This is a genomic window from Nonomuraea sp. NPDC050022, assembly GCF_044460705.1.
In the GTDB taxonomy this organism is placed as follows: Bacteria; Actinomycetota; Actinomycetes; order Streptosporangiales; family Streptosporangiaceae; genus Nonomuraea.
This window is the reverse complement of record NZ_JBITKE010000010.1, coordinates 52,068-63,188: the sequence shown is the minus strand read 5'-3', so window position 1 is coordinate 63,188 and position 11,121 is coordinate 52,068. Positions and strand designations below refer to the sequence as shown.

10 protein-coding genes are annotated in these 11,121 nt (G+C 71.6%); 5 read left to right on the top strand and 5 right to left on the bottom strand.

The window, feature by feature from the left end; genetic code table 11:
- Positions 1–134: 134 nt before the first annotated feature.
- Genes ACIBO2_RS38225 through ACIBO2_RS38215 form a run of 3 tightly spaced genes read left to right on the top strand, consistent with a single transcriptional unit; the run spans position 135 to position 2,143 of the window.
- On the top strand, positions 135–1,223 hold the full coding sequence (locus tag ACIBO2_RS38225; RefSeq protein ID WP_358534965.1) for an alcohol dehydrogenase catalytic domain-containing protein: 1,089 nt from the start codon (positions 135–137) through the stop codon (positions 1,221–1,223).
- Positions 1,224–1,259: 36 nt separating this feature from the next.
- Positions 1,260–1,772 carry a cupin domain-containing protein gene (locus tag ACIBO2_RS38220; protein ID WP_358534963.1) on the top strand — a complete coding sequence of 171 codons (513 nt, stop codon included), beginning with the start codon at positions 1,260–1,262 and terminating at the stop codon, positions 1,770–1,772.
- Complete coding sequence (locus tag ACIBO2_RS38215) at positions 1,769–2,143, top strand: VOC family protein (protein WP_358534961.1); 375 nt, start codon at positions 1,769–1,771, stop codon at positions 2,141–2,143. The genes ACIBO2_RS38220 and ACIBO2_RS38215 overlap by 4 nt, the downstream gene beginning before the upstream one ends.
- A gap of 55 nt (positions 2,144–2,198) precedes the next feature.
- On the opposite strand, the gene ACIBO2_RS38210 is transcribed toward ACIBO2_RS38215, so the two are convergent.
- Entirely contained in the window at positions 2,199–4,436 is a 2,238-nt protein-coding gene (locus ACIBO2_RS38210; RefSeq protein WP_358534959.1) for an MMPL family transporter, read from the bottom strand.
- 96 nt (positions 4,437–4,532) lie between these two features.
- On the opposite strand from ACIBO2_RS38210, the gene ACIBO2_RS38205 reads away from it, so the two are divergent.
- The gene (locus tag ACIBO2_RS38205; RefSeq protein ID WP_357654574.1) at positions 4,533–5,060 is read left to right on the top strand and encodes a helix-turn-helix domain-containing protein; all 528 of its coding nucleotides are present in this window, start codon (positions 4,533–4,535) and stop codon (positions 5,058–5,060) included.
- Between the two features lie 7 nt (positions 5,061–5,067).
- Here the strand turns inward: ACIBO2_RS38205 and ACIBO2_RS38200 are convergent, their stop codons facing one another.
- Together ACIBO2_RS38200 and ACIBO2_RS38195 are read right to left on the bottom strand one after the other, a co-directional pair.
- Positions 5,068–5,769: a hypothetical protein gene (locus ACIBO2_RS38200; protein ID WP_397303349.1), complete on the bottom strand. Its 702-nt coding sequence runs from the start codon at positions 5,767–5,769 to the stop codon at positions 5,068–5,070.
- A 74-nt stretch (positions 5,770–5,843) separates the two neighbouring features.
- Complete coding sequence (locus ACIBO2_RS38195) at positions 5,844–6,983, bottom strand: ROK family transcriptional regulator (RefSeq protein WP_397303346.1); 1,140 nt, start codon at positions 6,981–6,983, stop codon at positions 5,844–5,846.
- Positions 6,984–7,116: 133 nt separating this feature from the next.
- On the opposite strand from ACIBO2_RS38195, the gene ACIBO2_RS38190 reads away from it, so the two are divergent.
- Entirely contained in the window at positions 7,117–8,370 is a 1,254-nt protein-coding gene (locus ACIBO2_RS38190; RefSeq protein ID WP_358534953.1) for a Gfo/Idh/MocA family oxidoreductase, read from the top strand.
- Here the strand turns inward: ACIBO2_RS38190 and ACIBO2_RS38185 are convergent.
- Together ACIBO2_RS38185 and ACIBO2_RS38180 are read right to left on the bottom strand one after the other, a co-directional pair.
- On the bottom strand, positions 8,342–10,507 hold the full coding sequence (locus ACIBO2_RS38185) for a PASTA domain-containing protein (RefSeq protein ID WP_397303343.1): 2,166 nt from the start codon (positions 10,505–10,507) through the stop codon (positions 8,342–8,344). The genes ACIBO2_RS38190 and ACIBO2_RS38185 overlap by 29 nt on opposite strands.
- 85 nt (positions 10,508–10,592) lie before the next feature.
- A complete protein-coding gene (locus ACIBO2_RS38180; RefSeq protein WP_358534949.1) occupies positions 10,593–11,018 on the bottom strand; it encodes a hypothetical protein in 426 nt (141 codons plus the stop codon).
- Positions 11,019–11,121 lie beyond the last annotated feature (103 nt).

The window sequence follows — 11,121 nt, the reverse complement described above, 5'->3', positions numbered from 1 at the left end:
GTACGGCAAGGCGCGCAGCCGCTTTGGCCTAGCGCTCGCTTGGTTTTTGGTCAGCGTAAATTTGCCCGCGAGGGGTGTCAACGGTGCCGAGCAATCGCTTGCTCACGATCGACCGCCCGGCTAGCGTGAGCCCCATGCTGATGCGCGCGGCCGTACTGACCGATTTCCACCAGCCCATGGAGATCCGCGAGGTGGAGATCGCCGACCCCGGCCCCGGCGAGGTACGCGTACAGATCAAGGCGTCCGGCGTCTGCGGCTCCGACCTCAAGGCCATCGACGGCAAGAGCCCGGTCGTCCACAAGCTGCCGTTCGTCCTCGGCCACGAGAGCGCGGGCGTCGTCGAGAGCGTCGGCACCGGCGTGACCGCCGTCAAGCCGGGCGACCACGTGATCATCTCCATGAGCGGACCCTGCGGCAAGTGCCGCAACTGCGGCGCCGGCCGCTTCCCCCTGTGCTCCGGCCCGGCCAGGATGACCGCGATCATGGGTGGCGAGCCGCGGATCACCCTCGAAGGCCAGGAGACCCGGCGGTTCATCGGCATCGGCTCGTTCGCCGAGTACGCCGTGGTCCGCGAGGCCACCTGCGTGAAGATCCCCAATGACGCGCCCTTCGACGCGATGTGCCTGCTGGCCTGCGGCGTGGTCACCGGCGTCGGCGCCGTCATGAACGTCGCCCAGGTCGCGCCCGGCTCCAGCGTCCTCGTGGTGGGCTGCGGCGGCGTCGGGCTCAACGTCATCCAGGGCGCGGTGCTGGCCGGCGCCACCACGATCATCGCCGCCGACGTGGCCGACCAGAAACTCAAACTGGCCGAGCGGTTCGGCGCCACCCACACCCTGGTGCCCGACGACCTCCCCGCCCAGGTCGGCGAGCTGGTCAGAGGCGGCGTCGACTACGCCTTCGACGTCACCGGCGTCCCCGGCGTGCTCGCGAGCGCGTTCGCGGCGACCGCGCCGGGCGGCACCACGGTCATGGTCGGCAGTCCGCCCGCCGGTCAGCCTGTCGAGATCGACCCGGCTCTGCTGTTCTCCTCGCGCCGCCTGATGGGCACCCAGGGCGGCGACGCCGCCCCGCACCGGGACCTGCCGATGCTGGCCGGTCAGTTCCTGCGCGGCCGGCTCGACCTCAACGGGCTGATCACCGAACGGGTGGCGTTGGAGCAGATCAACGAGGCCGTCGAGCAGGTACGGCGGGGCGCGGTGGCCAGAACGGTGGTCGTCTTCTAACCTCGCATTCCATAAGGAACAGCGAGGAGTCACGACATGTCATACCCTGACGCGCGATACCTGGCCGACACCGGTGAGGCGAGCGGCATCCTGCGCTCGGCCGACACACCACCGGACCTCCGCATGTACGCCCCCGGTGCCGATCCCCGGGGCACCGATGTCCACTACCTGGGCACCGGCGCGACGACCAACGGCGCCTTCGGCCTGTACCGCTGGGAGATGGGCCCCCGCCCCGGCGGCGCCGGAGCGCACTTCCACCGGACGATCACCGAGTCCTTCTACGTCCTGTCCGGCACCGTCAAGCTCTACAACGGCAAGGCGTGGGCGGAGGGCAACACCGGCGACTTCCTGCATGTGCCGGAGGGCGGCGTGCACGGGTTCCGCAACGAGTCCGGCGCGCCCGCCTCGATGCTGATCCTGTTCACGCCGGGGGCGCCACGCGAGGCGTACTTCGAGGAGCTGGCCGACATCGTCAGCACCGGCAGGCAGCTCACCGACGAGGAGTGGACGGACCTGTACCTGCGCCACGACCAGTACATGGTCCCGTGACGCCACATTTCACCCTCTCGGCCACCGTGCTGGAGTCCAGGGACGCCAAGGCCCTGGCGCTCTTCTACCAGCGCCTCCTCGGCTGGCAGATCGGCGAGGACGAACCCGGCTGGGTGACCCTCCGCCCCCCGCACGGCGGTGGCGCCGGACTGGCGTTCAACACCGACGAGGCACACGTGCCGCCCGTCTGGCCGGCCGGCCCCGGCGACCAGCAGATGATGATGCACCTCGACCTTGAGGTGGACGACCTCGACGAGGCCGGCGCCCACGCGGTGGCGGCAGGCGCGACCTTGGCCGACTACCAGCCACAGGAGGACGTCCGCGTCTACCTCGACCCCGCCGGCCACCCCTTCTGCCTGTGGATCCGCTAGCACTCTCCCCCGAAGGGGGATATCACTCCAAAAGGACACCAGCCCCCACGGACCGTCACAGAGTCTGAGACCCGCCGCCCGAACCAGCGGTGACGAGATCCTTGGCCGGCCCCTCGGCGGCAGCCTCCTCCTCATGCCCCTCGACCGACAGGTTGGGCAGAAGGCGGTCCAGCCACCGCGGGCACCACCAGTTCAGCCGCCCGAGCAGCACCATGGTGGCCGGAACGAGGAACCCCCGGATGATCGTGGCGTCCACCGCGACGGCCACGGCCAGCCCCACGCCGAACGTCTTGACCATCGGATCCGGATAGGCGATGAACGCGACGAACACCGCCACCATGATCAGCGCCGCCGACGTGATCACCCGCCCCGTCGCACCCAGCCCCTCGGCGACCGCGCGACTGTTGTCACCATGCTTGAGGTACGCCTGCCGTACAGACGTCAACAGAAAGACCTCATAGTCCATCGAGAGCCCGAACAGCACCGCGAACAGCATCAACGGCACATAACTCTCGATCGGCACACTGAAGAAGATCGTCTGGAGGTACGAGGCGTTGGACGGCGCGTCCATGCCGACCAGCCCGCTCCCCAGGCCGAAGGAGAAGACCAGCGCCAGCGCGCCGAAGGCGGCTCCCAGGGAGACCAGGTTCATCAGCGCCGCCTTGATCGCGACCACCGGCGCGCGGAAGGCCAGCAGCAGCAACAGCGCGCTGAACAGCACGACCACACCGATGACCAGCGGCGTCCGCTCGGCCATGAGGTCGCCCGCGTCCACCATGGCGGCCACCTTCCCACCCACGTGCAGCTCGACGCCGGGCACGGAGATGGCCCGGACGTCCCGCACCACCTGGGCGGAGCGGGTGTCGCTCGGCGAGTAGTCGGGAATGGCCTGGATCATCACCGAGCGGCCCGAGGTGTTCACCTTGGCCGGGGCCACGTGCGCGACACCGTCCACCGCGTCGATCTCCCGCGAGATCCGGTCCACGACGGGATCGGTGGCCCGCGCGACCTTGCCGGGCAGCGTGGCGATGACGATCAGCGGGCCGTTGCCGCCGGGGCCGAACCCGGTGGCCATGAGCTCGTACGCGCGCCGCGAGTCCGTCCCCTGCGCGCCGTACCCCGCGTCGAGGGGTCCGAGCTTGAGCGCCAGGGCGGGCGCCGCGAGGGCGCCCAGCACGAGCACGCTCGACAGCAGCGCCCGCCACGGCCGCCGCGCCACCCACGACCCCAGACCTGCCCACCCGGACCCCTCGGGCCGCTTCCTGCCGAGGAACGGGATCCGCAGCGAGTTGACGCGGTGCCCGAGCAGCCCCAGCAGGGCGGGCACCAGCGTGACGGAGGTGAGCACGGCGCTCACCACGGAGACACCGGTGATCCACCCGAGCGTGCTGAGCAGCGGGAAGCCGCCGAACATCAGCGCGCTCAGCGCGATGATCACCGTGCCGCCCGCGAACACGACCGCGCCGCCCGAGCTCGCCACGGTACGCCGCACCGACTCCGCCACGCCCACGCCGGTCTCCAGCAGCCGGCGATGGCGCGACAGCAGGAACAGCGCGTAGTCGATGCCCACGCCCAGCCCGATCATCGTGGCCATGATGCCCGCCTGCTTCGGCACGTCCACGACGTACCCGAGCAGGCCGATCACGCCCAGTCCCGCCGTCACGCTGACCAGCGCGGTGAAGATCGGCACCAGCGCCGCCGTCAGCGTCCCGAACGCGAACACCAGCACCAGCAGCGCGCACACCACGCCGATGATCTCGCTGGGCCCGGTCTTGATCTCCTTGTCGGCCGGAGTCGAGGCATCCGCGGGCACGACCTCCAGCCCGGCGGCCCGAGCCGGGTCCGCGGCCTTGGACAGCGCCTGCGTGGTCTCGGCGATCTTGGTGTTGTCGTGCCCCTCCATGCGCACGGTGATGAGGCCGATGCGCAGGTTCGGGGCGAGGCCGCCGCTCCGGCCCGGCGTATCGACGGCCACCACGTGCGGCATCGTGCGGATGCGGTCCGCCGCCTGCTCCACGGCCCGCTTCCTGGGCTGGTCGATGAGCGTGCCCTTGTCCGCGTAGAGGACGAGTTGCACGGTCCCGCCCGGCGCGAGGCCGGGGCCGAAGCCCGTGAGCATCAGGTCGTGCGCCCGCTGCGCGTCGGTGCCGGGGATCGTCACGTCGCTGCTCACCGGACGGCCGAGCGCCAGGCTGCCGCCCATCAGTCCGACCGCCGCGATCACCCATAACGCAAGCACGATCCGCCCGTGCCGCGCGCACCAGCCACCCAGTCGTCCAAGAAAGCGCGTCATCGCCAGATCCCCCAACTCGACGGCCGTCCTGTACGGTCGTACAGAGCTACGTTAAACACGAAATATCCGGAAGGCTGTAGATCACGGGGAAATGAGATGATGAACACACCCGACGACACGCGTTCCCGGATTCTGGCCGCCGCCAGGGAGCTGTTCGCGACCCATGGCTACGCGGCCACCTCGCTGGCCGACATCGCCGCCGCCGTGGGCCTGACCAAGACGGCCGTGGCCTACCACTTCCATCCCAAGGACCGGCTGGCCGCCGAGCTCACCGCGCCCGCCGGCGACGACGTCCTGGTCCTGCTGGACACCGACTTCGCGGGCGACAGGCAGGCGTTCGTCGAGGCGCTGGCGACCTTCGTGGTACGGCACCGCACGGTGATCCGCCTGCTGATGGAGGACATCGTCGGCGCCGACGACGCGCTGCCGGGCTCGCGGGGCGAGGCCATCAGGCCGTTCAGGGACGAGATCTTCGCCAGACTCGCCGGTCCCGACCCCGACGCCGGTGCCAGGATCCGTGGCTGGGCCGTGATCGGCGCCCTGCAGTGGGGCGTCGTGCAGACGATGGACCTGCCCGAGGAGACGGTACGCGACCTGCTGGTCCGCACCGCCCTGGCCATTTAGCGGCCCGTCACTCGCTTTCTCCCGCATCCTCGGCGGCCTGCGCCGCCTGCCTGACGGCGATCGCTTCCTCCGCGTGCGCGGGTTCCCCGGCCTGCCGGGACCACATCCGCAGCGTGTCACTGAGGTAGATCAGGTACGTGGCCCGGTCGGGGTCGTCTGCGGTGGCGGCCTGCACCGCCTGCCTTCCGACGGCGACCGCCTCCTCCAGATCCGCCAGTTCCAGCGTGTCCCCGAACCGCATCAACAGCGCGACCCTGAGGTTGTTCAGCACCGAGGCCCGGTTGAGGCTGTCGGCGGGCATGGCAACCTCGATGCGGCGCCACGCGTCCACGGCCTGGTCGGCAAGGTCTGAGTCGTCGGAGGCCGCTGTCCGGTGCAAGAGGTCGGTGGCCAGATCCATGGCCTCGTCGAGCACATGAGGAACGATGCTCTGCGGCAGGGGTTCGTCGCCATAGATCTGAAGGCGGGCGAACGCCCTGACCGCCATTTCCATCTCATCGGGGCTCTTCCCGTCGAGCGCGAGAAACCGGAAATAGTGGAAGCACCCCACGGCTGAGAGAACCTCGATGTCGGGGAACTCGTCATCGTGGGCCGCGAACAGGCGGTGGGCGTGTTCGAGCAGCGCCGGATCAAGAGTGCGGGAGAGGTCCTGATCGGTACCGACACGGTCCAGGCACTCGTTCAGCATGGCCAACGATCCAGTTGCCAAGGGTTCTCTCCTTTGTCGGCCGTTATCCCGCTATTTCATGATGCCTCGTTCGAGGATCAGCGACGGGTCACCGGCTAGAGGCCCAGCACTTCGCGTTCGACGTGATCGAGTGCCAGCCGTACCGCGCCCAGAGCGACGGACTCGTCGCCGAACGTCGAGGCGACCACCTCGGGCGCGCTCAGGCAGAGCTCGGCCAGGTGGCGGCGGAGCGGCCCGAGCAGCACGTCGCCCGCCCGCGAGTAACCGCCGCCGATCACCAGCAGATCGGGGTCCACGGTCAGCACGAGCGCCGAGGCGCCGATCGCCAGGTTCTCGGCGTAGCGGTCCACCCGGCGCGCCGCGTGCGCGTCACCCGCGCCCGCCGCCGCGAACACCTCCGCCGCGCCGCCCTCCCTGCCCAACTCCCTCGCGCCCAACTCCCTCGCGCCCAGCTCCCTCGCGCCCAACTCCCTCGCGCCCAGCTCCCTCGCGCCCAGCTCCATCGCGGCGTCCTCCCAGCCGACCTGGCGCAGCGTGCCGATCTCGCCCGCGGCTCCCGACCGGCCGCGGTGCAGGCGCCCGCCGATGAGAATGCCCGCACCCGGCCGGTGGCCGACCAGGATGTAGACGACGTCGGAGGCGTGCTGGGCGCTGCCCCGCCAGTGCTCGGCGAGCGCCGCCAGGTTCGCGTCGTTGGCGGCCAGCGCCGGGCAGCCGAACCACCGCCCGGCCACCCCCGCCAGGTCCACGCCCGTCCACCCCGGCAGCGTGATCGACAGCGACACCCGCCCCGAGCGGTCGACGATGCCCGGTGTGCCCACCGACACGGCCAGCACCCGCGTCCGCGAGATGCCGGCGCCGTCGACGCAGGCCAGCGCGGCGCGGCGGGCCGCCGCCAGCCGCTCGGGCGCGGCGGCCTCCTCGGAGACGGCGGCCCGCTCACAGGCGACGACCTGGCCGTTGAGGTCGGCCACCGAGACGACGATCCGCTCGCCGCCCACGTCGACGCCCACCACGTGGCCGGCGTCCGCCCGGAACTCGAACCGGCGGGCGGGCCGTCCCATGACCCCCTCGTCGGGCGGCACCTCCCTGACCCAGCCCCGCTCCGTCAGCTCGTCGAGCACCGTCTCGACGGTCTGCCTGGACAGCCCGGTGATCCGGCCGAGCCGGGTCAGCGTGGACACGCCCTCGCGCCGCAGGGCCCTGAGCGTCGCCTGGGTATTGACCTTGCGCAACAGCGAAGCGTCTCCCGGCCGGAGCTCGGTCAACTTTCGTGACCCTCTCTCATAACTTCCCTATTGACGACCGACTCCGCGGATCCTAGCATCGGCCGACATACGGAAACTGGTTACATAAGTGGAGGCGTACATGGTGACTCTCGCCATCGTCGGCGCGGGTTCTCGGGGCACCTCCTACGCTCGCCATGCCGTCGAGTCCGGCGGGGCGCGGGTGGTCGCGGTGGCCGACCCGGTCGAGAGCCGCCGGGCCAGGCACCCCGGCGCGACGCCGTACGCGGACTGGCACGAGCTGGCGGCGCTCCCCCGGCAGGCCGACGCCGTGATCATCGCGACGCAGGACGCCGATCATGTCGAGCCCGCGGTGCGGTTCGCCGAGCTGGGCTACGACATCCTGCTGGAGAAGCCGATGGCCGTCTCCGAGGAGGACTGCCGGGCGATCGTGGCCGCCGCAGAGCGTTCCGACGCGATCTTCGCGGTCTGCCACGTGCTGCGCTACACGCCGTACACCCGCGCGCTGAAGGCGCTGCTCGACGCCGGACGGATCGGCGAGATCGTCAGCATCCAGCACCTGGAGCCGGTCGGGTGGTGGCATCAGGCGCACTCGTACGTACGCGGCAACTGGCGCAGGTCCGACGAGTCGACGTTCATGCTGCTCGCCAAGTCCTGCCACGACCTCGACTGGCTCGTACACCTCACCGGCAGGCAGGTTGCCAAGGTGTCGTCTTTCGGGGGCCTCAAGCACTTCCGGCCGGAGCACCGGCCCGAGGGCGCGGCCGACCGCTGCCTCGACTGCGCCGTCGAGGACGCCTGCCCCTACTCGGCCAAGCGCATCTACCTGCCGCTGGCGGGCAAGGAGGCGTGGCCGCTGAACGTGGTCACCGACGACGTCTCCGAGCGCGGCGTCCTCGAAGCGCTCAGGACCGGCCCGTACGGCAGGTGCGTGTACGCCTGCGACAACGACGTGGTCGACCACCAGGTGGTGAACCTGGAGTTCGAGGGCGGCGTCACCGTCGCGTTCACCATGACCGCCTTCACCCCGGCCGCGCACCGGCAGACCCGGATCTTCGGCACCCGCGGCTCGATCGAGGGCGACGGCGACCGCCTCACCGTCACCGACTTCCTCACCGGCGGCACCGACACGGTCGACACCCGCCCCACGGGCGACGGCACCGCCGGCGGTGGGCACGGCGGCGGTGACGAGGCGCTGGTGGAAGCGTTCCTGACGGCGGTACGCACCCGCGACCGCGCCCAGATCCTCTCCTCGCCGAGCGAGAGCCTGCACAGCCATCTCATCGCGTGGGCGGCCGAGCGATCCCGACTGCGGGGCGAGATCGCGGAAGTCACACCCGGGGCCGTCAGTCCGGCGGCGGGGTCTCCACGGTGACCGTCGGCGTGGGCTCGGTCGGATCGGGACCGCCCTGGCCCGCGACGCCGACGGTCACCACCACGGCGGCCCCGGCCTTAGCGCAGCTCCCGGCCGCGACGCTCTGCGAGAGTGCCACGTCCACCTGAGCGTCGTCCGTGACCACCTGCGTCTTGAAGCTCACGGCGAACCCGGCCCCCCGCAGCGCCGCCCGAGCCGCCGCCTTGGGCTGCCCGACGACGGACGGCACCGTCGCCCCGTTGCGGGCGACGACCAGCGTCACCTTCGTACCACCCGAGACCCGGCTCCCCGCTCCCGGCTCGCTGGACAGCACCTGCCCCTCCGGCCGATCGGAGCAGGTGCTCTTCGTCCCGCCCACCACCAGCCCGGCATTGACCAGCGCCGCCTCAGCCTGCTCGCGCGCCACCCCGACGACGGCCGGCACCGCCAGCCCCGCTGACACCTGAAGCGCGACCGTGCTCCCCCGCGCCACCATGGCCCCACCGCTGGGACTGCTGCCCAGCACCTGGCCGATCTTCCGCCGCGAGTCGACCTGCGTGACCTCCCCCACCACGAACCCGGCCCGCTTGATCGCCGCGACCGCCGCCGAGCGCCCCATCCCGGCCACCACCGGTACCCGCACGCCGGCGACGCCGACGGACGGCCCCTGGGTGGAGGGCACATGGCTCTCCCCCGCCTGCTCTCCCCGCTTGGTCGCCGCCCGGGTGGGCGGGGACGTGGTCGCGGGCGGCTCGGTCGTCACGACCGACGGCTGGACGGCCGCCGCCTGCGGACGGGCCTCCTTCTCGTCCCTGAACGTCGGCACCAGCACGCTGACCAGCACGGCGCCGCTCACCAGGAGCGCGGCGGTGACCGCGAGCGCCGCCCGGCCCACCGCCTGACGGGTACCCTGCCGCCGCCCACCCGACAGCCCCACGGGACCGCCACCGGAAGAGACGGCGCCGCCGTGGGGCGGACCGGCTTCCCCGGCCCCATTCCGCCGGGCATCCGGCTGCCCGACAGCATTCCGCCGGACGTCCGACTCCCCGACGCCGTGCGGCCGGACATCCGGTTCCCCGGCACCGTTCGGCTGGGCCTCCGGTTCCCCGGCGCCCTGCCGCGGGACCGTCGGCGACCAGGACGCGACACCCGCCGACGCGGCACCTTCCGCCGAGGCGCCCGGCCACCGGTAACCACCGGCCGCCCCCGTCGCCTCCGGCTCGGCCATCGGGTAGGGCGGCGGCAGCCGGTCCGGCACCCCGTTCGCCACCGACGGAGCGGGCGTCACCCGCAGGATGTGCGACGGCGGCGAGCGCAGCACCTCCGGCGGCGCGGAGCCGGCGTCACCCAGCAGTGCCAGCAGCAACTCCCGGCTGGTCGGCCGGTTCTTGGCGTCCTTGTCCAGGCACGCCACCACCAGCTCCCGCAACGACCCGTCCAGCCGCCCGAGCTCCGGCGGCGCGGTCAGGATGCGGTGCAGCACCGGCGCCACCGAGTCCTGCCCGAACGGCGCCGACGCGTTGGCCGCGAAGCACATCGTGGCGGCCCACGAGAACACGTCCGCCGCTCCCGTGAGCGCCGACGCGGTGATCTGCTCCGGCGCCATGTACGCGGGCGTGCCCACTCCCCGCCCGCTCACCGTGGCCGCCGCGTCCAGCGCCCTGGCCAGCCCGAAATCGATCACCCGTGGCCCGTCCGGACCGAGCAGCACGTTCTGCGGCTTGAAGTCACGGTGCACGATGCCCGCCCGGTGAATCGCCGCCAGCGCGGTGACCGTACCCACGGCGAGCCGTTCGAGCGCCGCGCCACGGCGCGGCCCGGTGAGCGCGACCTCACGCTGCAGCGACGGTCCGTCCACGTACTCGCTCACGATGTACGGCCGGCCGTCGTCGAACCCGGCGTCCATCACCTGGGCCGTACAGAACCGGGCCACGTGCTTGGCCAGCTCCACCTCCCGCAGGAACGCCACCTTCTCGTCCCCCACGGGCCCGTGCAGCAGCTTGACCGCGTAGACGTCCTCGGCCCTCGTCCCGAGGTACACCACGCCCTGGCCGCCCTCGCCCAGACGCCCGGACAGCTCGTAGGCGCCGAGCCGCCGCGGATCCCCCGTTCTGAGTGGCTGTGCCGTTGGCACGGGGTTGCCTCCCCTCGCCGCCACCCACCTTCTGCATCCAACTGAAGGCAAAGGACGCCGGACAGTCAACGGTGATCGACGCAATGCCGCCTGACCGTGACACAGCCGGTCAAGAATGTCGTGAGAGCGTGCCTGAATAGGTAATGTCCGTGTCACCCTGACGTGTCATCTTGATGACCACCTGGTCGGGCTCCGGCGTCGGGAACACCCGCAGTATCCCCGGAACGCACCCCTCGCCCTTGACCCGATCGAGCGCGAACACGAGCCGGCTCCTGGTCGGACCGAGCAGCCCCGAACAACGCAGCCCCACACCCCAGCGCAGGGCCGAGCCATCGTCCGCCAGCTCCATCGCCACGGGGAAGACCGGCCCCGTCCCGGCGGTCCCCGCGCGGACCGACGCCGGGCCGGCCGACCCGGTCCACTCTCCCACCAGCCCTGGGCTCTGCGCCCCCCGCAGCCAGAGCACGAACCCGGCCATCCCCATGGCCAGCCCGGCACCGGCCACGGCCACCTGCCACACCCGCGCCCGCCGCATCGCCTCGACCTTGTCCGGGAGCCCCTGAGATTACGGCAGTCTCCGATCAACCGCCACCGGCTGAAGCCGGTGATTCGCCCGGCGAATCCCGGGCGCGAGGTGC